Source organism: Sandarakinorhabdus sp. DWP1-3-1, assembly GCF_049896705.1.
Classification (GTDB): Bacteria; Pseudomonadota; Alphaproteobacteria; order Sphingomonadales; family Sphingomonadaceae; genus Sandarakinorhabdus.
Map to the genome: position 1 here is coordinate 779,685 of NZ_JAFCUV010000003.1, position 22,932 is coordinate 802,616.

Genomic DNA, 22,932 nt, shown 5'->3' on the forward strand with positions numbered 1-22,932 from the left:
TCATTATCGGTCTGGATAATGGCAGATTGCTTTTTGCCGAATTTGGGTCGTCACCCTCAAGCGTCCTAGCTAAATGAGTAGATTTAGTCGGTCTTGTGGTTTTACAGGAGAGACATGACCCAATCGATCTCCGTGCTGGCTGATGGAGTTGCACCTGCGACCCCTGTTGCGTCGCCGGCTGACCCGCTTGGACAGGCATTGCTGCTGGGCGGCGTGGCGTGCATCGTGTGGAGCGCCGACCACGAGATATCGTTCGCAACGCCAGCTCTCTGCGAGCTCCTCGGCTTGGCGAGCGATGATCTGAATCGTGACCGCTTTTTTTCCCTCGTGCATCCGGCAGATCGCCGACGCGTCGCCAATGCCCAGGCAGAGCTTCGAACCGCCGGCGGCAATTATGAATATCAGTTCCGCATTGTCCGGCCCGATGGGTCAGTTCGATGGATGCTGGCGCGTGGCGGTGCCATTACCGACGTCGATGGGCGCATCAAGGGGTTTGCCGGTGTCAAACTCGACATAACGGCTCAAAAGAATGCTGAACTTGCAGCCGTCGCGACGGATTTGGAACTCAAGCGCAAAGCTGAACAGCTCTGGGCAATTCTAGACACGATGCCCCAGATTGTCTGGTCGGCCCTCCCCGATGGCTTTCACGACTTCTACAATCAGCGCTGGTACGAATTTACCGGCGTGTCGCCAGGTACGGCCGACGGCGAGGGTTGGGGCGCGTTGTTTCACCCGGACGATCAGCACCGCGCGTGGACCGCGTGGCGTCACTCGCTGGGCACTGGTGAGCCCTACGAGGTCGAATACCGCCTTCGCCGCTGGGACGGGACCTACCACTGGACGCTGGGCCGCGCCCTGCCGATCCGAAATGGCTCCGGAGAGATCGAGCGGTGGTTCGGCACTTGCACCGACATCGAGCGCCTAAAGACGGCAGAGGAGCGGCTGTCGCTGATCGCCGGTGAACTATCGCACCGGATCAAGAGCGTCTTTGCCATTGTCGGTAGCCTGATGAGCATGGCGGCCCGGACGGATGCTGTAGCGCAGCCGTTCGTCAGCCGAATGCAGAAGCGTCTGGTTTCGCTTGCGATTGCGCATGACTATATTGGTGGCGCCCTGAACATGGCCCCAAGCCTGAAGGTGCTGCTAAACGATCTCGTCAAACCATACCAACAGGAGGCTGCACGCCGCGTTGTCGTTAGCGGTCACGACGTTGCCATTGGGCCGGGTACGGCTATGGCCCTGGCGCTCATCATTCATGAGTTTGCCACGAACAGCGTGAAATACGGCGCGCTGTCGGCAAACGACGGTTTCGTCACCGTGACCTGCACCGTTGATCAGATCTTCCGCGTTGAATGGGCTGAGCATGGGGGCCCGATCGTCGATGGTCCACCCACGCAGACGGGGTTCGGCACCGGGATGGCCGACCGCGTCGTCAAGGCCCAGCTCGGAGCCGAACTGAACTATCGATGGTTGCCGCAAGGCCTTGCGGTGAGCATTTCAGCGCCGCGAGAAAATCTCGCTCGCTAAGCTCGATGGACCGGTCAAACCCCCCCGAGTGGCTCGCAGGAATGGCGGCGACATCATGGGCTGTCGTCATAACCGACGCCACGCAGCCCGATAATCCCGTCGCCTATGTAAACGAGGCGTTCAGCATACTGACGGGCTACCGGCCCGATGAGATCATTGGTCGTAACTGCCGATTCTTGCAGGGCGCGGGTACCGATCGCCAAGTCCGCATGGAGCTGGGAACGGCAATCGCTTCCGGGGGCGCTGTCCGAAGAGAAATCCTGAACTACCGGAAGGATGGCACGCCATTCTGGAATGACTTGACGATCGATCCGATCCGCACGCCGGATGGCCGGCTTGCGGGCTTCATCGGCATTCAGCGGCAAGCAGACGAAACGCGCCGCGCCTTGCAGGACAAGCTTGAGGCAGAATCCCGCCTGGCCCGCATCGCGTCAAACATTTCCGGCTATATCTACCAGCGCATCATGCGGGTCGATGGCACGATCGAGGTTGCCTATGTCAGCCCGTCGCTGCGAACTTTGCTGGGAATTGCAGACGACGTGGAATCGCCGGATTTCTACGGCTTCGTGCATCCTGATGATCGGCCGGCGCTGCTCGCGGCCATTCGAAGTTCGGCAGCCAGGATGGCGATCTTCCGCGAGGAATTTCGGCTCATCACGTCGGGCGGGTCCGTACGTTGGCTGCGAAGCGAAGCGCCGCCGCGGCGGCTCGAGAATGGCGATGTTGTCTGGGACGGTCTCGCGATCGAGATTGCCGCCGAAGCGCGGTGGGAAAGTGAAATTGCCAGCCAAGCCCTGTCCGACCCATTGACAGGCCTGCTCACGCGCGCCGCCATGGGTCAAGCGCTGGCGCCCGCGCTCGAAGCGGCAGCGCTTGAAGGCAGGAAGTGCGGTCTGCTCTACATCGACTTGGCAGAGTTTCACGCGCTCAACGACCGCCATGGCCAGGCCTTTGGTGACGAGGCGCTGCGCCAGATAGCGCAGCGCCTCAAGACGATGGCATCGGGAGCCGGCGGCATCGCGGCCCGCCTTGGCGGCGACGAATTCACGGTCCTGGCGCCGGCCTGCGGCAGCGAAGCCGCCTTGCTGCTCCTGGCCGGCGCCGTTGCCGACAATATGGCCTCGCCAATGGCGGTCGCAGGTCTGCAGGTGTCGGTCCGATGCTGCATCGGGGGCGCGCTGAGTGCGGGTTCGGAACAAATCGCACGGGCGGGCGACGGCCTTGCCAGCGAGCTTCTAAGCCAAGCCGAAAAAGCGCTGCGCTGGGCAAAGCAGGCCGGGCCTGGTGCCCATATGCTCTATTCGCCCGATCGTGACGACGAGTTGCGCAATCAGGGCATTCTGGCGCGTTCGCTCGCGCAGGCCGTCGCCGACGAGGAACTCGATCTTCACTATCAGCCTCTGGTCGATCTCTCATCTGGACGGATCGTTTCCGCAGAAGCCTTGGTGCGCTGGGATCATCCGACTTTGGGAATGCAGATGCCCGACGCCTTCATTCCCTTGGCCGAGAAGCAGGGCATGATCGCGGCGATCGGGCGCTGGGTCATTAAACGAGCGTTCCGGCAAAGCCGGCAATGGCGCGACGCCGGACTGTGTCCGCCGCCGATCGCCATCAATATTTCGGGCATTCAACTGACCGAGCCCGGATTTGTGACTGAGGTCTCACAGGCGCTGCAGGCGACCGGGAACGAAGCCCGCGACTTTGAACTGGAGCTCACCGAAGGCGTGTTGATCGAACCGTCGCAACAGGTGCTGACGTCGCTCAAGGCGCTGCGTGCCATGGGCTTTGCGCTCGTCATCGATGATTTCGGCAGCGGTCATGCCAGCTTTCGCTACCTGCGCGATTTTCCTGTCGACAAGCTCAAGATCGACCAGACGTTTGTGCGAAAGCTGGTCGTCAACTCTACCGACGCACTGATCATCAAGGCAGTCATCTCATTGGCGCGCAGCATGGACATTGCCTTTGTCGCCGAGGGCATAGAGACCGAGATGCAGCGCGATTTCCTCGAGCAGGAGGGTTGCAGCACCGGTCAAGGCTATCTGTTCAGCATGCCGTTGATCGCGGAGGAATTCGGCCGGATGCTTGCTCACGATGTCCGCCTGCCACGGCACGCCACCCGTCCACCCCCTTCTGCCCATGCGCGACACCGGGCCTTACCACCCGTCCAAGGATTGCCGTGACCACCAGTGCCGGTTTACCCGCACTGGCTTTGGCGCCTTCGCCCCGTGCCCATGGCATCGCGACGATCATTGCTAGTGTCGTCGCGATCGTAAAGCTTCAAAGGCGGCCGGAAGAGTCGCCGGGCAATTCCTGAGCGAAAGGTCCAATGGATTGAACGGAATGCAGTTTAGCCGATCACCTGCTGTCAGGCCCACTCTCGCTAACCGGCTCTGCCACGCTCCGCGCGAGATCCGCTTGCTTGAACGGCTTGCCGACGCAATGCAGGCCCTGATCTTGCGATTCCACCATGTTGGCGAACCCGGTGACCAGCAGAGCCGGCAAGCCGGACCTCAGCTTGCGGGCCTCGGTGACCAGTTCGACCCCGAACCAATTCCTCATCATCGACCACAGGCACGTCCAGCGACCGGGCTCGCGGACCTGCATATTCGGTCGCAACCGCAATAAGGGCAACCTCAGCACCGTCCGCTGCGACAGGAATATATCGACAACGGTCCCGACGCCGACGTTGCTTGCCGTTTGACGGGAGGCCACAACTGCTGAGCCCAACCGCCCCTTTCCTGACCGAACACATCGATGAACGATCGTCAGCTTCTGGACGCCGACTGAACTGACATTGGATCGATACCGTCGACGCGCAACGGCGAATCCCGCAGATCGGCTGTTCGGCGGTTTTACTGCTTGGTCAGGCTTTCGCGCCGGTCGCGCAATCGCTAGGCTCGGCGAAAATTCGGGGGGCACGATGCGGCATTGGTGGATCTTGGGCGCGGTGGTCTGGCCGGCCGCGTTGCTGGCACAGAGCGCACAGAGCGCACAGGGCGATGTGCAGGTTACGATCTACACGAACGGGATTTCGCTGGTGCAGGACGCACGGACGCTGACCCTGCCGCAGGGACGCAGCCGCCAGGAATTTCCCGAGGTGTCGGCGCAGATACGACCCGAAACGGTGACCCTGAGCGGCCCTGGCGTCGGTATCGTCGAGCAGAATTTCGACTATGACCTGCTGTCGCCCGACAAGCTGATGGAAAAGGCGGTCGGCCAGGTCATCACCATCGTGCGGACCAACCCGGCGACCGGCGCCGAGACGCGCGAACAGGCGCGCGTGCTGGCGGCGAATGGCGGCATCGTGCTGCAGATCGGCAACCGCATCGAGGTATTGCGCGACGACGGGCTGCCGGTGCGCGTCGTGTTCGACAAGGTGCCCGAAAATCTGCGCGCGCGTCCGACATTGTCGGTGACTGTCGAGGCCGCGCGTGCCGGAACGGTATCGACGCGGCTGTCCTACCTGACGCCGGGGCTGCGATGGACCAGCGACTATGTTGCGCTGTTCGATGAAAAGGCAGGATCGATCGACGTCCAGGGCTGGGTGACGCTGAACAACAACACCGGCACGACCTTCACCAATGCCGATACGCTGCTGGTGGCAGGCAATGTCGGCGGCACGGCCACCCGCTTCGCTTCGCTCGGCAACGACGAAGCGATCGAGCAGGCCGGCACTGAAGCGGGCACGCGCCAGCGGCTGGGCGACTTTTACCTCTATCCCCTGGCGGAGCGGACGACGATCGCCAATGCGCAGCAGAAGCAGGTCAGCTTCCTCGACGTGAAGGCGGCGACGGCGCGCAAGGCGTATGAATTCAACAATGGCTGGCTCGGCGGCAACGATGTGCCGCGCAGCGTTGCGACCGCGATCAAATTCTCGACGTCGCGCGCTGGCGGATTGGGGGACCAGCTGCCCGCCGGCACGGTGCGCGTCTATATGCGCGACACACGCGGCGATCCGCAGTTCATCGGCGAGAACCGCATCCCGCACACCCCCATGGGCTCGTCGATGTCGATCCGCACCGGAGAGGCGTTCGACGTCAAGGTGAAGGCTGTCGTCACCGAGCGAACCCGCTTGTCCAGCCGTCGCTGGCGGACCCGGATGGCCTACACAATCACCAACGCGCGCGACGTCCCCGTCACGGTCGACTTGGCGCAGGACGGGCTGTGGGGCGATGTCAGGATCACCGAACAAAGTCTCAACGGTGAACGCGTCTCGGCCGACCGGGTGGAATGGAAGGTGCCGGTCGCGGCGAATGGTACGACCGACCTGACGGCGACGTTCGACTCGCGGTACTGATTGCAGTGCGCTGGATCTGGCTTCTGCTGGCGTTGGTCATGCCGTCATCGGCCCGGACGGAACCGCAGGTCGTGGTCTCGCGCGAAGTGTCCGATGTCGCGGTGACGGTCTATCGCGACCCGTACCGCATCGGGGCGATCAGCGCGAGCTGGCCGGGCGGTTATGCCCTGATCACCGAAACACGAACGATCACCGTGCCGCGTGGTGACAGCCAGATCCGTTTCGAGAATGTCGCCGATGGCCTGCTGCCGGAAACCGCCATCATCACCGGCCTGCCCAGCGGCGTGCGCGAAAAGAACCGCGATGCGCGGCTGATATCGCCCGCCGGGTTGCTCGACGCCCATCTCAAGCGGCGGGTGCTGTTGCGGCGCACCGATCCGGCAACCGGCAAGGTTCGCGAGCAAACCGCCATCGTCCAGGCGGGTCCCGATGGCGGCGTCATTCTGCAGACCGCGGCCGGCGTGGAGGCGCTGCGCTGTTCGGGCCTGCCCGAGCGGCTATTGTACGACGGCGTCCCCGAAACGTTGACAGCACGGCCGACGCTGTCGATCCTCACCCGCGCCGACCGGCCGGTGACGGCAACCGTCCAGTTGACCTACATGGCGCAGGGGTTCGACTGGTCGGCGAACTATGTCGGCCGGCTGGCGCCCGATGGCGACCGGATCGGGCTGTTCGCCTGGTTGACGATGGCCAATGGCGGCCAGCAGGGTTTCCGCGACGCGCGGCTGCAGGTCATCGCCGGCAAGCCGAACAAGCGCGAGAACGAGCCGCCGCCACCGCCACCATCGGCATGGCTGGATCTGCAGTGCTGGCCCGCCGATGTGACAAGCACGCACGCTAAAAAGGTGTTCACGCCCCTGCCGTTGCCCGCAGGTCCCGACCTTGCGGTGTTCAACACCGTCGGCCGCAACGCGCCCGGCAGTTTCGAGACACGCAAGCAGCGCCGCGCGCGTGAAAAGGCAGAGCGCGAGGCCGCGCTGTTTGGCGATGACGAGAGCGCGAGCATCGTGGTGACCGGCTCCCGGGCCGGCGCGATGGCCCGGCGGCCGGAGGGGCTGCGGCTCGCAGCGATGTCGCTGCCGCCGCCGCCGCCACCCGCACCTGCACCCCCGCCGGCGATGGAGATGGCTGTGGCCGTCGCGGACGGCGCGCAGGCGAAGGTCGAGGCGCTGGGCGACCTCAAGCTTTACCGGGTGCCGATGCGGGTGACCGTCGCGGCGAAGGCGCAGAAACAGGTGGCCATGCTGGTGCAGCCTGCCGCCGCCTTTGAAAGGATCTACGTCCTCGATGTGACGGGCGGGCGCGCGGGGCCGCGCGCTGCGCCGTTCGAATTGCGCGCGCCGAACATCGTCAAGCAGGGGCTGGGCGTGCCGTTGCCCGCCGGAACCGTAGCGCTGTTCGCACGCGACGCCGGGCGTGATCTGCTGGCGGGCGAGGTGCCGATCGACGACCTGGCGGTCGGCGAGAACGTCGTGCTGCGTTTCGGCGACAGTCCCGATGTGAACTGGACGCTGACCCGGGTCTCCAACGCCGGGAACAGGCAGCATTGGCGCGTCGACATCAGCAATGCGCGCACTGCACTGGTCAGGGCAGAGGTGACACTGCCTTTCGGGCTGGAGGAAAAGCCTGCCAATGCCAAACGAGGCGAGCGAGGCTGGGTGCTGCCGGTCGAGATCATGCCCAACGAAGCCGCCAGCGTCAGCTACACGATCAAGCAATAGGCGGTCAGAGCCGCACGGCTGATGAACGGGCGCCATTTTTGCCGGCCAGGAGTCCCGACGCCATCTTTCCTGCCCTGGACGAACAGCTTGTTGCGACGCTCAAGCCAAGTTAGCTTGTCGACGGGACGATTTGAATTTGGGTCGCCGGTTCCTTGTCTCCCGGGTACCAAAACTGGGCATAAAGCAGCACTGCCCACATGGCGATGAGTGCCAGGCAGATCGAGTAGGATGGCCATCGGCCGCGCGACGAGGTCTGGCTGTTCGAAAAAGGCTGCGGGAAGAACTCGTCCAGGCCGTTCTTCGTCCAGCAAAGCTTCAAATATTGTCGCTGAACCTGGGAGGCAACGATACCGCGCAGCGTCGCGTAGGCGATCACGCCCGATGCGACGGCGATCAGCGTTTCAAGCGTCACCTTGGCAGGGGTTGCGCCGTTGGAGGAGGCGACCAGCGCATAGCCGGCGATCGTGAAGCCCTGGAAGGTCAGGTTCCACATCATGCGGGTGCCGGCGAGGCCCTGTTCGACCTCGATCTGCTTGGCGATCATCTCGGCGTAGCGCACTTGCCCGGCGGACGGCTTGAGGTTCGCCGCCGTTATTCGGAATCGATAAAGTCGGGAGCGTTGAACCCGAGCAACCAGCACCATGGTCGCTTGGTTTGAGCTTCAGCCGCGCGACAAAGCCGCGGGTCTTCTGGTCCGCAGGCATATTGCCGAGCGCGGGGGTTCCCGATGTCACGGCGGTCCTGGCAGTCATGTTGTCATCGCCCCCAGCCTGACATCGCCCCCAGCCTGACATCGCCCCCAGCCTGACATTGCCCTGTCCGACGCAGGCCATGAACGAACTCTTACGGTTCTGCGCAGCTTCGGCAAGCACGACCTGCGCGATCTGCCACAGCCCGCACGCTTCAGATTCATGGTCGATCGCGGTCAAGCGTTACCGGCGGCGCCCATCGCGCGATGAACGATAGCCGGCCCCCACCTCTGGATGGCCTGCTTAACCGAAGCGCTGGCCGAAGCGGATGCCGAAAAATTGCGGCCGGATGGTGAAGGTGCGGGCCGAATTGGCGCAGAAGTCGATCGAGCAGAAGGTGTTGCGGGTCAGCTCGCCGCGCTTGTCGAAGGCGTTGTTGATGAACACGTCGATGCTCCAGCTGTCCTTGCGAACGCCGGCCGACAAGTCGAACGAGACGAAGCCGCGCGTGTCGCCGTAGAGCGCGGCGTTGGTTTCGTTGAGATCCTGGGTGGCGCCGGTCTGGTACAGCGCCGCCGCCTGGAAATAGGTGGCATAACCGCTGAAATCGGTGTCGTAGCGCACCGAGCTGGTGCCCTTGAAGCGCGGCTGGCGCGGCAGGCGGGTGCCGCCAACGGCGGCGACCTGCGGCGTGTTGGTGTTGGTGCCCGGGATCGGCTGGTCACGCACGCAGGTCGACAGCTGGGATATGGTCAGTGTCGTGGTGTCGACGGCGAAGTTGCAGAAATCGCCCTTCAGCTTGGCATCGTTGAAGGCACCCGACGAGGCGATGGTGAATTCGCCGAACTTCAGCGTCGCATCATATTCGATGCCCTTGACCTCGGCATTGCCGGCGTTGCCGGTGAAGCCCGCGCCCTGGGCGCCGGCGACGACGACGCCGTACTGGATGTCGTTCCATTTCTCGAAATAGATCGCCGCGTTGAAACGGAAGATGTCGTTCCAGATCGACTTCACGCCGATTTCATAGTTGGTCAGCGTTTCCGACTCATAGGCCGGCGCTGCGGCGGTGCCGACGTTGCGGATGCGCAGCGGGCGGTTGAAGCCGCCGGGGCGGAAGCCGGTCGAATAGTTGAGGTAGATCAGCTTCTGGTCGGCGACCTGCCAGTCGAGCGCGACCTTGTGGGTTTCGCCCTGTTCCTTGTACCGCCCGACCTGGTCCTTCGCCAGCGGGTTGATGTTGCGGCATTGCAGGCGTTCGGCCGGAAAGGGGACGGCGCAGCCGATGGCGCCGGTCGGAATGAAGGTCGCGGCGGTGCCGGCGGCGGATCCGGCAACACCGGCGAAGCCCGTCCGCGCCGATTCGGTCCAGAAATAGCGGATGCCACCGGTGATCTTCAGCGTGTCGACGATATTGTAATGACCCTCGGCAAAGACGGCGTAATCCTTGAAATCGGTGTCCTGCTCGGTGAGGTAGAAGGCATCGTTCTTCACCGCCGGTGAGCCCAGGACCATCGTGCCGCCCTGGGCGACCGGCACGCCGAAGGTATTGGCAAAATCGGGGTCGTCGCCGCCGCCGGCACCGGTATAGCCGACGATGCTGCTGAGGCCGTGGATGCCGTAATTGTCGTTGGTCTCGTTGTGCTGCGACTGGAAAAAGCCGCCGACGGTGACGTCGAACGGCCAGGACGACGGCGTCTTGATGCGCAGTTCCTGGGTGAATTTACGCTGGTTGCGGACGTTGCTGTAGAACTGCGTCGGGTTGAGCAGCGTGCTGCATTTCAGCGTCGCGCCCGATCCGGTGCAGCCGCTCTGGTCGAAGAACTGCAGGTAGCTTTCATAACCGGCGCCGAAGCCATCGTAGGTGACGGTGTAATAGCTGTAGTCGTTGAGCAGCTTGGTCTGGCGCTGGTGATAGCCGGTCGCCGACACCACATCCCAGTCGCCGATATGGCCGTGGATGGTCAGCGAGGCCTGGTACCACTTGTCGTCCTGGCGGGTGGTATCGTAATCATGGACCTGCAGGTCGCCGACGCGCGGATCGAACCCGAAATAGCCGTCGGCGATCTGGCGCTGGGCCATGACCGACGGGGTGATGTCCCAGCCGTCGGCGGGTTCCCAGCGCAGCGACAGTCGGCCGCCATAGGTTTCGACGGGGTTGTAATTGTCCCGGGCGATGTCGCCATTGTCGAGCGTGAAGCTGGTGGCGGGATTGTTGTCGCCGAGTGTCAGGACCGCCGGGCTGCCGTCGGCGAGCCTGCCGTTGTTGGGCGTGTTGTCGATATAGCCGCCTTCCTTGCGGTAAAAGCCCATGACGCGGGCCGCGATCGTCGAGGAGATCGGGATGTTGACGAAGGCTTCGGCGCCGCCGCCGTAATTGCCCTTGCCGAACTTGTTGCCTTCGACGTTGTAGCCGGCAGAAAAGCTGCCGATCCTGGGCTTGTTGGTGATGAAGCGCACCGTGCCGGCGAGCGAACTGGCGCCGAACAGCGTGCCCTGCGGGCCGGACAGTGCCTCGATTCGCTCGAGATCGAAGACATGGATGTCGGGAAAGCCCGAGGCGGTGTCGGTGATCGGGATATCGTCGAGATAATAGCCGGTCGCCGAATAGACACCGCCGGCCGGCACGATGCCGCGGAAAAAGATGTCGTTGCGGCCCGGCCCGATGCCGGCGAACGACACCGACGGCAGCAGCGCGGCGAAATCGGACAGGCCCTTGACCTGGCGCTGGCTGAGCACGTCGCCGCTGAGCACCTGGATCGAGATCGGTACCTTCTGGACATTTTCGGCGCTGCGGGTCGCCGTGACGATGATCTCCTCGAACCCGGGCGCCGCGACCGCTGCCGCGGCCGCCTCTGCCTCGGCGGCGAGGGCGTGGGCCGGCGCCGCGATGCCCGACAGGATCGTCGTCAGCTTCAGCAGCTTGACGATGCGGGACGACTGGCGGGACTGGTGGCGAGAAATCGTCGACATGGCTGGAGACCCCCTGTTCGGTGAGTGCTCCTCCCCAGCGCGCCGCGACACGCGCAATCTGCAACCGGCCGAAGGCGCCGATTATGGCGTCTCTTCGCCGGGTAATCCGCCGTGATCCTGCGCTGCACCTGATGCTGCACGCAGTTTCCGGCGCCGACCTGGCAACACCCCGCCACGTCTTACTGGACGGTTGTACGGGATCGATAATGGTGCGACAAAATGTTTAGTCAATCCCTTTTTCTCGCCGGCCGTTCGGGGCAGGAAAGAGGGCGTCGCGGATCGACCCGCGTCGCAGAACCGAAAAAACGGGGGGCCGATGGACGCTGCACGCGGTGACCCTACGACAGCCCGGCGCGGCGGATCCGACGCCGCGCTGGCGGCGGCGACAACGCTGCTGGCGGACAGCCCCGCGGCGGCGCTCGACGCGGCCGAGGCGATATTGGCGGCGGTGCCCGGGTTGCCGCCGGCGGAACTGATCGCCGGCCAGGCGCTGCGGCGGCTGGGCCGCGCCGATGCGGCGCTGGTCCGGCTGGCGGCGCTGGCGCGCAGCCAGCCGCGCGTGCCGGCGGTGACCTGGGAGCTGGCGCAGGCGGCGAGCGACGCCGGCGAGACGGGCGCCGCCATCGCGGCGCTGGAGCGGCTTACGGGGCAATTGCCGGCGGTGGCGGGCGGCTGGTTCCTGCTGGGCAAGGAACTGCGCAAGGCCGGGCGCGCGAATGCGGCGTGGCGGGCCGAGCTGCAGGGTGTGCAGGCGGCGGCGCGGGACCCGAAGTTGCTGGAAGCAGCGGCGGCGATGAACGAGGGCCGGCTCGAGGCGGCGGCGACGATGCTCGATACGCGGCTGGCGACGGCGCCCGAGGATGCGCCGGCGTGCCGGCTGCGCGGGGAGGTTGCCTGGCGTCAGGGCGACATGACCGCGGCGCTCGACCTGGTCGGCCGGGCGGTGGCGGCGGCGCCGGGCTTCGACATGGCGCGCGAGTTCCTGGTGCGGCTGCTGCTGCAGACCAACCGGCTCGCAGAAGCGCTCGACCATGCCCGGGTGCTCGGCGGCTCGCCGGCCGCCAATCCGGGCCATGAACTGGTGATGGCATCGGTGCTGGTGCGGCTCGGCGACCAGCAGGGCGCCGGCGCGATCTATGAACGGCTGCTCGCGCTGCGTCCCGACCAGCCGCAGGTCTGGCAGAACCTCGGCCATGTACAAAAGACGCTGGGCCGGCAGGACGATGCCGTCCGCGCCTATCGCGAGGCGGTGACGCAGGCACCGACGATGGGGGAGGCGTGGTGGAGCCTCGCCAACCTGAAGACGGTGCGGCTGGGCACCGACGATATCGCCGCGATGCGGCACGCGCTGGCGGATGGCGGCGCGGCGCGCGAGGAGGATGTCTTCCACCTGCATTTCGCGCTCGGCAAGGCGCTCGAGGATGCCGGGGACCATGCCGCGTCGTTCGACCATTACGACCGCGGCAATCGCCTGCGTCGGGCGATGATCCGCCACGATGCGACGGCCTTTTCGGCCGAGGTCGCGGCGGCGGCGCAGCTGTTCACCGCGGCCTTCATCGCCGGGCGCGGTGCCGGCGGCTGCCCGGCACCCGACCCGATCTTCATCGTCGGGCTGCCGCGATCGGGCTCGACATTGGTCGAACAGATATTGTCGAGCCACAGCCAGGTCGAAGGCACGATGGAACTGCCCGACATGATGATGATCGCCAGCCGGTTGCAGGGTCGCGTCGACGATGGCGAATTCGCCGATTTTGCCGCGATGGTGACATCGCTGACCGCCGCCGACCGGACGCGGCTGGGCGAGGAGTATATCGAGCGCACCCGGGTCCACCGACAGAGCGACCGGCCGCTGTTCATCGACAAGATGCCCAACAACTGGCAGCACGTCGGCCTGATCCGGCTGATCCTGCCGAACGCGCGGATCATCGATGCGCGGCGCCACCCGATGTCGTGCTGCTTTTCGGGCTGGAAGCAGCATTTCGCGCGCGGCCAGGCCTTCACCTATGACCTTGCGGACATCGGCCGCTATTATCGCGACTATGTCGGGCTGATGGCGGCCTTTGACGCGGCGGCGCCGGGGGCGGTGCACCGTGTCATCTACGAGGACATGGTCGCCCATACCGAGCGCGAGATCCGCCGACTGCTCGACCATCTCGGCCTGGATTTCGAGCCGGCGTGCCTCGAATTCCACCGCAACGACCGCGCGGTGCGCACCGCCAGTTCCGAACAGGTGCGCCGGCCGATCTTTACCGACGGCATCGAGCAGTGGAAGCATTATGCGCCCTGGCTGGACCCGCTGGTCGCGGCGCTGGGCCCGGTGCTGCCCGCCTATCCGGGGGTGCCCGCCCTGTAATCAGGCCCAGCCCAGCTGCCGCAGCGCCCAGGCGTCGTTCCACACCTTGATCATGTCACGGACGCGGCCGTGGCGATGCTGTCCATGATTTTCCCCCTGTTTGATCGTGCCCCTGGCCACGGGTCGCTCGCGCAGTTCGGCATTCTGGCTCCCGCCGACTTGCCGCCGGCGCGCACAAGCATCACGTCTGCGTCAATCGCGGGAACTGGCCCCGGGCCGTACGACACGCTAAGCCGCTGGCATGAATGTTCATTCGTCAACGCCCGCAGCTGTCAGGCCGGGCATCTATCCGCGCGGTGCCGAGACCGTCGACCTGATCCTGAAGGCGGCGCTCGACGTCTTGATCGACGAGGGGGCGGCCGCCTTCACCTTGCGCCGCATCGCCGCCCGCTGCGGCATGAAGGTGGGCAACCTGTCCTATCATTTCCCGAAAAAGGAGCTGCTGATCCAGCTGCTGCTCGAAGAGATGCTCGAATTCTACGAATCGCTGCTCGACGACACCGCGCGCCGGCCGGGGTTGAGTCCCGAGGAGCAGCTGACCATCATCATCGGCCTGTGCATCGACGACATCGGCAGCAAGCGGACCACCCATCTGTTCACCGAGCTGTGGGCGCTGGCCAACCATAATCCGGTCGTCGCCGAGCGCGTCGCCGCCTTTTACCGGGTGGCGCATGTCCAGATCGCCCAGGCCGTCGCACCGCTCAACCCGGCGCTGTCGCCCGACGAGGTCGAGGCGGTGGCGCGCTTCATCAGCGCGGCGATGGAGGGGACGACGATCTTCGTCGGCCATGGCAAGGCCTGGGCCGACCAGCGCGCCTGGATGAAGGCGATCTCCACGACGGCGCTGGTGCAGCTTGCCAAGACGGTAACGCCGGGCGATATTCGCCGCTTCGACTGAACAGGCGCGACCAGGTCGTTCGTCAGCAACGCCCGATCGCCGTGGGGAGGATCATCCGGAAAGGCAGGGGCCATGCCCCGCCTTGGCCAGGGGGATCCGTTGCGCGGCACACGAAACAGCAGCGATATCGGCCACACCGGGTTCGGGCGTCACGCGCTGGTGGCGGCGATCGCGTTGCTGCAGCCCGGCATCGACCCGGTGTTCCTGATGCTGCTGTCCCATCACAACGGCCTGGCGCTGGCCGACCATGGCCTGGTCGTCGGCGCCAGCCAGACCGGCATGGCGGCCGGGGCGCTGCTGTTCGCGGCGACACCGCGGCTGTGGGGGCGCGGCTTTCGCTGGGCGGCGCTGGGCGCGACGCTGGCCGGGCTGGCGACAGTGACGGTGACCGGGCTGGCCGGGCTGGTGCTGGTGCGGGCGCTGTTCGGGCTGTGTAGCGGGCTGTTGTACGCCTCGGCGCTGTCGGCGGCGACCCGGCGCGATCCTGCCCGGGCGATGGGCGCGGTGCTGCTGATCCAGTTGCTGCTGGCGACGGTGGTGGCGCTGCTGCTGCCGCAGGTGGCGACGCACATCGGCGCGGGGGCCGCGCTGGCGCTGCTCGCCGGGATCTCGCTGGCGGCCGCGGGGTTCGCCCGTCGCGAGCGGCCCGCCGCCAGCGAACCGGCGCCCCGGCCGGGCGCGGCGGTGCTGCCGGGCGGCGGCGCCGCGGTGGCGGTGTTCCTGTTCGTCTGCGGCAGCATGATGGTGTGGAGTTATGCCGGCGCCGGCGCGGCGATCGCGGGGCTGTCGGACGCGGCGATCGGCGCGGCGGTGGCGCTGGGCTCGCTGGCGGGTGGCGCCGCGGCGCTGCTGGTGATGCTGGCCGCCCGGCGGCAGTGGCCGGCGATGCCGCTGGCGGCGGCGGCGGTGCTGGCGGCGCTGGCCATGCTGGCGCCGTTCGTCGTGCCGGGCGGCGCCGTCGGTTTCGCCGCGGGAATGATACTGTTCAACCTGGGCGCAACCTATGCCGTCGCGCGGCTGTCGGCGCACGCCGTCGCCAAGACGCGCAATGGGGAACGGATCGTGCCGGCGCTGCAGACCGGCGCGATGGTGGTCGGGCCGCTGGCGGCGGCGGCGGCGGTGCACGGGGGCGGCTTTGCGGCGCTGGCGGGCGCGGCGGCGGCGGCGCTGGGACTGGCCGTGCTGGCGCTGGCGTTCGATGATCGGCAGCGGGGCGATGCGCCGGCGGCCGGAAACGGCGCGGATGGAGTTGAAGAGGCCTTGACGCAATCTTGACGCCCGTCCAGTCTGTGGGCAGCGCTTGAGGCCAGGGGGACAGACGCGACCATGACCATCCCGCATTCACGCAGTCACCCGGCCGCATCGGCCCTGTTACTGGCACGTCTCGGCGGCGCCCTGCTGGCGGCGCCGGCCCTGGCGCAGACGCCGGCCGCAGTGCCGCCGGTGCTCGAATCGGAAGAAGCGTTCGTCCACAAGCTGCCGGCGCCGAGCCCGCACTGGTCGTTCATCCGTGGCGGCTTCGATTCGGGTGGCACCCGCATCTTCAACGGCGATACCGGAAAGATGCTGGGCATGATCAACACCAGCAAATGGTCCGATCTCGGCCTCGATCCGACGGCCAAGTTCCATTATGTCTCGGAAACCATCTGGACCAAGGTGCTGCGCGGCACCCGGCAGGACCTGGTCGCGGTCTATGATCCGGTGACGCTGGACCTCGTCGCCGAGATCCCGATGCCGGGGCGGCTGTTGATCGGCGCCCGGATCAACAACTTCGTCATCAGCGACGACGGCAAGACGGGCTATGTCTATAATCTCAGCCCGGCATCGTCGGTCAATGTCATCGATCTCGCCCGTCGCAAGTTCGTGCAGACGGTGGAGCTGCCCGGTTGCGCCAGCCTGCTGCCCAACCCCGGCGTAGGCTTTTCGGCGCTGTGCGGCGACGGCACGCTGGCGACGGTGACACTGGCCGGCAAGACGCCGTCGATCAGCCATACGGCGCCGTTCTTTTCGGCCACCAACGATCCGATCTTCGACAATTTCGCCTATGCCCGCGGCACGTCTGAGGCGACGTTCGTCAGCTATTCGGGCCTGATCTACCAGGCGAAGATCGCCGCCACCCCGGTGGTCGCCGCGCCCTGGTCGATCCAGGCGGCCGCCGGGCTGCGTCCGGGCGATACCAAGCCGCTCGACATCAACTGGCTGCCGGGCGGCCGTCAGCCGATGGCGCTGCACCGTGCCACCGGCCGGCTGTACGTGCTGATGCACAAGGGCGAATATTGGAGCCACAAGGACCCGGGCACCGAGATCTGGGTCGTCGACCTTGCCGCGAAAAAAGTCGTGCGCCGCGTGCCGCTGAAGAAACCGGCCGAGAACATCGAGGTCACTCAGGACGACAAGCCGCTGCTGTTCATCAACGGCGACGAAGATGCCACCCGCGTGCTCGACGCCACCAGCTATGAGCAGAAATTCGACATGGAACACGCCGGCGGCGGCATCATCGCCGTGCCCGGCGCCCGCTGACCTCCGTTGGCGGGGTCGCTCCTCCCGATCGCCGGCCTCGCCGCCAGCGTCTTTGTCGGCCTGGTCTTCCTGGTCGCCGGCATCGAAAAGCTGCGGCACCGGGCGCTGCTGCCCGGTGTCATCGCCAACTACCGGCTGCTGCCGGCGGTGCTGGTGACGCCGGCGGCGCTGCTGCTGCCGCCGGTCGAACTGGTGCTGGCCGTGGCGCTGCTGGCCGGCGAGCGCACGGTGGCGCCGTTGGCGGCGATCGCGCTGCTGCTGGCGTTCGCCGCCGCGATGGCGATCAACATCGGCCGCGGCCGACGGCACATCGATTGCGGTTGCGGCCATGCCGGGCTGCGCCAGTCGCTCGGCTGGGGGCTGGTGGCGCGCAACCTGGCGATGGCGGCGGCGCTGTTGCCGCGGCTGGTCGCGGCGCCTGGCCTGGCCCTTGTCGACATGGCGGTCGCCGCGCTTGCCGGCGTCGCCGTCTTCCTGCTGGTGCAGATGACCAACGCCATCAACGCGCTGCCGGCGCGACCGACGGGGAACAGGGCATGACGACCGCGCTGATCATTTCGGAAATCCTGCAATGGGTGGTGCTCATCGGCCTGGGCATTGCCGGGCTGGCGCTGGCGCGGCAGGTCGGTGTGCTGCACGTCCGCGTGGCGCCGGCCGGCGCGCTCGATGCCGGCAAGGGCCCGGCGGTGGGGGAGGCGGCGCCGCACATCCATGTCACCAGCCTCGACGGCACCGCCATGACGATCGGCGGCACGCTGCCGGCGGCGTCGCTGCGGCTGCTGATGTTCGTTTCGGCGCAATGCCCGCTGTGCAAGTCGCTGATCCCGGTGGCGAAGTCCTTTGCCCGGGCGGAACGCGTCGACCTCGTGTTCATCGGCGACGACGATCCGGCGGCGCAGCGCGCGATGATCGCGCAGCACGACATGGGCGCCTATCCGTTCGTCAACGGCGCCGAGGTCGGGCGCGCCTTTGAAGTCGACAAGCTGCCGCATGCGGTGCTGCTCGATGCAACGGGGAAGGTGCTCGCCAAGGGCCTCGTCAACAGCCGCGAACATCTCGAAAGCCTGATCGTCAGCCATGAAATGGGCGTGCCGCACGTCCAGGACTATATCGCCAGCCGCCCAGCCGACGGTACGGCGGCCAGCCGCCCAGCCGAAGGTACGGCGGCCAGCCGCCCAGCCGCCGGCACGGCGCACGCGGCATGATGCCAACCCGTCGCAGCAAGGGGCACCGACCATGACAGGTTTCGATTTCGACGGTTTCAGCGAAAGGCTGTTGCGCAAGTTCGCCGGCCGCACCTCGCGCCGGTCGATGCTGACCCGGCTGGGCGCCACCATCGTCGCGGCGCCGGTGTTCCCGCTGCTGCCGGTCAGCCGCGCCAATGCCGCCAAGCCCGAGCGATCGGCGGAGGCCAAGACCGGCTTTGCCCGCAACGCCCAGACCAAGGACGATACCAAGTGCGATTACTGGCGCTATTGCGCCATCGATGGCTTCCTGTGTTCCTGCTGCGGCGGCGGCGTCAGCTCCTGCCCGCCGGGCGCGGAGCCGTCACCGGTGTCATGGGTGGGCACCTGCATCAACCCCGACGACGGCAAGGCCTATCTGATCGCCTATCGCGACTGCTGCGGCAAGCCGAGCTGCGGCCAGTGCAATTGCGACAACACCGACCGCGAGACTCAGCTGTACGTGCCGCAGCTCAACAACGACGTGATCTGGTGCTTCGGCACCAAGAGCATGGAATATCACTGCTCGACCGGCGTGCTGGTCGGCAAGGCGCAATAGCACCATGCGGCGCGGCGCGGCCATGCTGCTGGCGGCGGCAGGGGTCGCGCTGGCCTTCGACGCTGCCACGCTGGCGCAGGGGGCCGCCACCACCGCACCGCCGCCCTATCCGCGCGAGATGAACCTGGCGCAGTCCAACTATGTCGAACATTGCGGCGGCTGTCATGGCATCCAGGGCGATGCCGCGCCGGCCGACCTGCCGTCGCTGCGCGGCCGCGTCGGCTGGTTCATGTGCACCCCCGAGGGCCGCAGCTATCTGCAGCGCCTGCCCAATGTCGCGCGGTCGCGCATCACCGACAACGACGACCTTGCCGACCTGCTCAACTTCATGGTCTTCGGCCTTGGCGGCGCGAGCACGCCACGGGACGCGAGGCCGTTCACCGGTGCCGAGGTCGCGCGCGAGCGGGCTATCCCGCTCACCTCGGTTTCCCTGGTCAAGACGCGCGCGGCGCTGGTCGCCACGCTGACACGAAAATGCGGGGCGCCGGCTTCCCTCCGCCTGATGTACCCCGGCCAGCCTGCGACCCGGGGTGGTGGCTGAACGGCAGCAGTTCGAACACGGTCGAGCTGTTCCGACCGCATGTGGCGCGCTTTTTCAAAGATAATGCTGTTGCCGCTGCGCTGGCGGACACCCGCACCCTCGATCGCCTGATCTGGCAGCTCGCTTCGCCGAAACGAGCGTTTGACGACGCCGGCGGCGATCACGCCGCGGGCGCGTTCTGCTACCGGCCCAGGATGGCGGCTCTGCCGACGCGCAAGGCTCGCCAGTTCGCGCTGCGGCGCTTTCGCGACCAGATCAGCAAGCCGGTGATGATCACGGCGCACAACGCCATGCCGGATGCCGCGACAAGAAGCCGGCCCGGCCACCCGAACGCTGCGCCGCTGTGCAGGGGGAATAGCCAGGCGGTGAACATGTCCCCGGCGCTGCCCGTCGCAACATGCCGGTCGGCAAGCACAGCGCCGTCCGAATAGCGGACGAGGATCCAGCGTCCGGGGCCTGCGCCGATGTCGCGGGCGTCGGCAAGACGCAGCCAATAGGCGCCGCGATCGGGGTGCAACGACACGGCGACAACCGGCGCGCCGCCGGCGCGCGCGCGGGCCACCGCGATTGCCTGGTCGAGCGAGGTCGCCGGCACGAAGTCGCGTTTTGCCAGCAGCGGCAGCGTCTCGGGCGGCATCTTCATGGTCGGCGAGACAACGCTGACGGCGGCGTCGAAATCCTCGTGCCAGGTCAAGGAAAGCCCGCTGATCGCCAGCACCAGCGTGACGGGAAACAGCCACAGCCCGATGGCACGATGCAGGTCGAAGGTGCGCCGATGGCCCCGTGCCGCCCAGCGGATGTGCAGGCTTTCGCGCCAGCGCCGCAAGTTCGGAAACGCCAGGATCGCCGCGGCGATATGGTCGAACGTCCACAGCAGCGCGAGCAGCCCGGCGAGCCAGGTCGCCGTGGCGCCGAGCATGAGGTCGATGTGCAGCTGGTAGATGAATGACACGATACGGCGCCGGTCGAGCCCCATTTCGCCGAACACGCGCCGGCCGAGCAGGCGGCCGTCGTGCGGGTCGAGATAGGTCTGGCGGAAGACATGGCCGGTGACACCGGCGTCGCGCGGCGCGGCAAAGGCGAGCGCGCTGTCGCCGGGGTGCACCGGCAACATCAGGTAGTCGAGCGCGCTGCCGGGCTCGGCAGCTTCGGCGGCACGCTTCAGCGTCTCGGCCGACGCCATGGGCCCGCCGATGGCAACGCTGCGCAGGTCGGGATTGAGGGCGCGGTCGAGTTCGTCCTGGAAGACGATGATCGTCCCGGTCAGCGCCAGGACGAGCAGCCACAGCGCCGCCGCCAGGCCGAACCAGCGGTGCCAGAGGACCAGCGCCCTGCGCACGCTCAGCCGCCGGTCACAGGTCGGCGGCCAGCGTCAGGCGCAGGGTCCGCGGCGCCCCGGGCTGCGCCGTGAAATCGGTCGACTGGAAATAGCTCTTGTTGAACAGGTTGCTGACATTGGCGCGGATGGTCAGCGGCATGGTGCCGGCGTCGAAGCGATAGCGCGCGCCCAGGTCGACGACGGCGAAGGACGGGATCGAACGCGCGTTGCCGGCGTCGTAGAACTGCCGGCTCGAATAGCGCATGTTGGCCAACAGCGCCGCGCCGGGCAGCCCCGGCACATCGGCGTCGAGCCCCAGAACCAGCACATGCGCCGGCACCGACACCGGCCGGTTGCCGTTCAGTGCCGGATCGGCATTGTCGCGCAGCCGGGCGTCGAGATACGCATAGCTGGCGAGCAGCCGCAGCCCTGCGACCGGCGTGCCGAACACATCGAGTTCAACGCCGCGATGCCGCTGGCGGCCGTAGATGTCGTAGATGAACGTCGCCGGATCGATGTACGCGCTCGGCCGCTCGATATCGAAGATTGCCGCGGTGGCGCCGAAATCGCCGAAATCGGCCTTGATGCCGGCTTCATACTGCCGCGACACGCCGGGCGGGATGACCTGGCCGCGATTGGCGGCTTCGGGCGGTGCGATCGATCCGGCCTCCACTGCCTTCAGATAATTGCCGTAGACCGAAACATTGCGCGCCACCTTGACCAGCGCGGCAAAGGCCGGCGACCAGCTGTCGGACCGATAGCTGCTGATCGGCCCGTCGGGGGACGGCGCGCCATAGTTGAAGCTGTCGATGGCGAGGCGGGTATAGCGCACGCCGACGGTCAGCCGCAGCCGGTCCCCGAACAGCGCCAGCTCGTCGGCAATCACGCCGCCCTCGGTGCGGTTGTCGAAATTGGGGAAGAAAGTGCCGCCGATGGTGCGCGGCGTGGTGCCTTCATAGCTGGCGGGGTCGTAGATGTTGAAGACCGGCTGCACATAGGCCGGATCGATCGCCAGGTCGGAATATTCGCCCTTCGACTTGATGTAGCCATAGGAGGCGGTGATCGCATGAGCGATCGGCCCGGTGATGAAGCGGCCGCGGACGCCGACATCGATGTTGTAGCCATCGCCCCAGTCGACCTCCCCTTCCTGGGCAAAGACAAAGCTGTCCGAGGTGCCGCCGGCAGCGGTCACCGCAGCGATGAGCCCGACATAGCGTTCCTGGCTGCGCACCAGGCCGCCGACGGCAAAAGCGCTCCAGCCCGGCGCCAGCTGGACGTCGACGGCGCCACGCAGGAACTGGTCGTGCTGCATGCGCCGGTCCCAGTCGGGGCCGCTGACCTTGTCGCCGCGCGGCGCCGGGCCGATCGGCACCCCGGCATTGTAGAAATAGCCGCCGGTGCCGCCGCGCGTCAGCGAATACATGTTGCCATATTGCAGGTCGATATTGACCGGGCCCGACCGCCAGTTGGTGGCAATGTGGATGACGTTGCTCTTTTCCGAAATGTCGTCGATGGCGCTGTCGCCGTCGCGCAGCGAGACATTGGCGCGCACGCCGAACTGCCCGTCGGCGCCGAAGCGGCGGCTCACATCGGCCATCCCGCCAAAGGTTGCATTGGTGGCAAACAGGCCGGTCACCCGCGTCAGCGCCGTATCGAGCGGCTTTTTCGAGACATAGTTGATCGTGCCGCCGACGCCGCCGACGATGCCGGTGAACACCGCCGTCGGGCCCTTCAATATGTCGACGCGCTCGATCATCTCCAGCGGGTAGCGCCGCGTCGCAACCGTCGCGAAACCGTCATAGCTCGATTCGAACGGCTCCATGCGAAAACCACGCAGCCGGCCGGCGCCGGCACCATTGATCGTCGTGGCGTTGGTCGTGGCAAAGGACGCGTCACGCGCGACGATGTCGTTCGACGTCAGCGCGATCTGGTCGGCGATATAGGCCGAGGTGAAGGATTTCGTGCTGACCGGCGTGTCGAACATGTCGCGATCGCCAAAGGCACCGAGGGTCGGGCCGCGCGATACCTGACCGCCGGTAATCGGCGCGATCCGCTGGCCAGTGACGATGATCGTGGCATCGCCAGCGGCCACGCCATCCCCGCCCGAAAGGACAGTGCCGGCCACCGCCTCCGATGCCGACGCCGTGGCGCTACCGATGCTGGCGACAGGCGCGGCAGACAGTAGCAGCCAACCCCAGACCTTCAAGACGCGCCCCCTTTGATGCGAACGGTTCGCATTTAGAGGGCCTCTTAATGCGAGTCAATCGCATTTGAAGCGCCTACAGGCGTCGCCGACACCCAGCGGGCCTTGCCCGG

17 protein-coding genes are annotated in these 22,932 nt (G+C 66.5%); 12 read left to right on the forward strand and 5 right to left on the reverse strand.

What is annotated here, in order from left to right:
• Positions 1 to 114 precede the first annotated feature (114 nt).
• Both ACP7AI_RS17265 and ACP7AI_RS17270 read left to right on the forward strand, forming a co-directional pair.
• A complete protein-coding gene (locus ACP7AI_RS17265) occupies positions 115 to 1,527 on the forward strand; it encodes a sensor histidine kinase (RefSeq protein WP_426170074.1) in 1,413 nt (470 codons plus the stop codon).
• A 41-nt stretch (positions 1,528 to 1,568) separates the two neighbouring features.
• A complete protein-coding gene (locus ACP7AI_RS17270) occupies positions 1,569 to 3,707 on the forward strand; it encodes a putative bifunctional diguanylate cyclase/phosphodiesterase (protein ID WP_426170076.1) in 2,139 nt (712 codons plus the stop codon).
• A gap of 175 nt (positions 3,708 to 3,882) precedes the next feature.
• Here the strand turns inward: ACP7AI_RS17270 and ACP7AI_RS17275 are convergent, their stop codons facing one another.
• Entirely contained in the window at positions 3,883 to 4,254 is a 372-nt protein-coding gene (locus ACP7AI_RS17275; RefSeq protein WP_426170078.1) for a hypothetical protein, read from the reverse strand.
• A 193-nt stretch (positions 4,255 to 4,447) separates the two neighbouring features.
• On the opposite strand from ACP7AI_RS17275, the gene ACP7AI_RS17280 reads away from it, so the two are divergent.
• Positions 4,448 to 5,824 carry a DUF4139 domain-containing protein gene (locus tag ACP7AI_RS17280; protein ID WP_426170080.1) on the forward strand — a complete coding sequence of 459 codons (1,377 nt, stop codon included), beginning with the start codon at positions 4,448 to 4,450 and terminating at the stop codon, positions 5,822 to 5,824.
• Positions 5,758 to 7,545: a DUF4139 domain-containing protein gene (locus ACP7AI_RS17285; RefSeq protein ID WP_426170082.1), complete on the forward strand. Its 1,788-nt coding sequence runs from the start codon at positions 5,758 to 5,760 to the stop codon at positions 7,543 to 7,545. The genes ACP7AI_RS17280 and ACP7AI_RS17285 overlap by 67 nt, the downstream gene beginning before the upstream one ends.
• Before the next feature lie 109 nt (positions 7,546 to 7,654).
• Here the strand turns inward: ACP7AI_RS17285 and ACP7AI_RS17290 are convergent, their stop codons facing one another.
• Complete coding sequence (locus ACP7AI_RS17290; RefSeq protein WP_426170084.1) at positions 7,655 to 8,188, reverse strand: hypothetical protein; 534 nt, start codon at positions 8,186 to 8,188, stop codon at positions 7,655 to 7,657.
• Between the two features lie 349 nt (positions 8,189 to 8,537).
• Complete coding sequence (locus ACP7AI_RS17295; protein WP_426170086.1) at positions 8,538 to 11,204, reverse strand: TonB-dependent receptor; 2,667 nt, start codon at positions 11,202 to 11,204, stop codon at positions 8,538 to 8,540.
• 316 nt (positions 11,205 to 11,520) lie between these two features.
• On the opposite strand from ACP7AI_RS17295, the gene ACP7AI_RS17300 reads away from it, so the two are divergent.
• The 8 genes from ACP7AI_RS17300 to ACP7AI_RS17335 all read left to right on the forward strand — a co-directional run bounded on the left by ACP7AI_RS17300 (position 11,521) and on the right by ACP7AI_RS17335 (position 19,298).
• Complete coding sequence (locus ACP7AI_RS17300; protein WP_426170089.1) at positions 11,521 to 13,557, forward strand: tetratricopeptide repeat-containing sulfotransferase family protein; 2,037 nt, start codon at positions 11,521 to 11,523, stop codon at positions 13,555 to 13,557.
• A gap of 241 nt (positions 13,558 to 13,798) precedes the next feature.
• Positions 13,799 to 14,455 carry a TetR/AcrR family transcriptional regulator gene (locus ACP7AI_RS17305; protein ID WP_426170091.1) on the forward strand — a complete coding sequence of 219 codons (657 nt, stop codon included), beginning with the start codon at positions 13,799 to 13,801 and terminating at the stop codon, positions 14,453 to 14,455.
• A gap of 72 nt (positions 14,456 to 14,527) precedes the next feature.
• Positions 14,528 to 15,730, forward strand: a complete 1,203-nt coding sequence (locus ACP7AI_RS17310) for a hypothetical protein (RefSeq protein ID WP_426170093.1) — start codon at positions 14,528 to 14,530, stop codon at positions 15,728 to 15,730.
• Positions 15,731 to 15,781: 51 nt separating this feature from the next.
• Entirely contained in the window at positions 15,782 to 16,975 is a 1,194-nt protein-coding gene (locus tag ACP7AI_RS17315) for an amine dehydrogenase large subunit (protein ID WP_426170095.1), read from the forward strand.
• Between the two features lie 6 nt (positions 16,976 to 16,981).
• Positions 16,982 to 17,515 (forward strand): MauE/DoxX family redox-associated membrane protein, encoded by a 534-nt coding sequence (locus ACP7AI_RS17320; RefSeq protein WP_426170097.1) that lies wholly within the window; start codon positions 16,982 to 16,984, stop codon positions 17,513 to 17,515.
• Complete coding sequence (locus tag ACP7AI_RS17325) at positions 17,512 to 18,180, forward strand: thioredoxin-like domain-containing protein (protein WP_426170099.1); 669 nt, start codon at positions 17,512 to 17,514, stop codon at positions 18,178 to 18,180. Before ACP7AI_RS17320 ends, ACP7AI_RS17325 begins: the two co-directional genes overlap by 4 nt.
• Before the next feature lie 31 nt (positions 18,181 to 18,211).
• Positions 18,212 to 18,757: a methylamine dehydrogenase (amicyanin) small subunit gene (gene mauA / locus ACP7AI_RS17330; protein ID WP_426170101.1), complete on the forward strand. Its 546-nt coding sequence runs from the start codon at positions 18,212 to 18,214 to the stop codon at positions 18,755 to 18,757.
• Between the two features lie 4 nt (positions 18,758 to 18,761).
• Positions 18,762 to 19,298 (forward strand): c-type cytochrome, encoded by a 537-nt coding sequence (locus ACP7AI_RS17335; RefSeq protein ID WP_426170104.1) that lies wholly within the window; start codon positions 18,762 to 18,764, stop codon positions 19,296 to 19,298.
• Between the two features lie 181 nt (positions 19,299 to 19,479).
• Here ACP7AI_RS17335 and ACP7AI_RS17340 read toward each other — a convergent pair whose 3' ends face one another.
• Positions 19,480 to 20,637 (reverse strand): PepSY-associated TM helix domain-containing protein, encoded by a 1,158-nt coding sequence (locus ACP7AI_RS17340; RefSeq protein WP_426170107.1) that lies wholly within the window; start codon positions 20,635 to 20,637, stop codon positions 19,480 to 19,482.
• Positions 20,638 to 20,650: 13 nt separating this feature from the next.
• Positions 20,651 to 22,822, reverse strand: a complete 2,172-nt coding sequence (locus ACP7AI_RS17345) for a TonB-dependent receptor (RefSeq protein ID WP_426170110.1) — start codon at positions 22,820 to 22,822, stop codon at positions 20,651 to 20,653.
• Positions 22,823 to 22,932: the final 110 nt, after the last annotated feature.